Below are 253 nucleotides of genomic sequence, written 5' to 3'. Positions count from 1 at the left end.
CTGGCTTCGTCCGCACAACGCTTCGAGGAGAGCCGGTCCCGTGACGAATATTCAAGAGATTTTCAAACCATCCAACGTTGCCGTCATTACCGGCGGAGCCTCCGGTATCGGCCTTGCGGCGGCAAAGCATTTTACCAAGGCGGGCATGAGCGTCGTCATCGCCGATCTCGGCCAGGAGAAGCTCGCCAAGGCACGTGCCGAGCTCGAGGCCATCGTTGGCGCAGAACACGTTCTTGCAGCCGAAACCGATGTC

General features: G+C 59.7%; 1 protein-coding gene. It reads left to right on the top strand.

All coding sequences use genetic code 11. The features are described from left to right. Positions 1-40 precede the first annotated feature (40 nt). Positions 41-253 (top strand): SDR family NAD(P)-dependent oxidoreductase (locus tag SB679_RS25410; protein ID WP_410705123.1); only part of this gene is annotated, 213 nt, incomplete at its 3' end.

Source organism: Chryseobacterium sp. SIMBA_029 (assembly GCF_046535275.1).
Lineage (GTDB): Bacteria > Bacteroidota > Bacteroidia > Flavobacteriales > Weeksellaceae > Chryseobacterium.
Note: the sequence above shows the minus strand (reverse complement) of the source record. Positions and strands in the feature narration are given on the sequence as shown.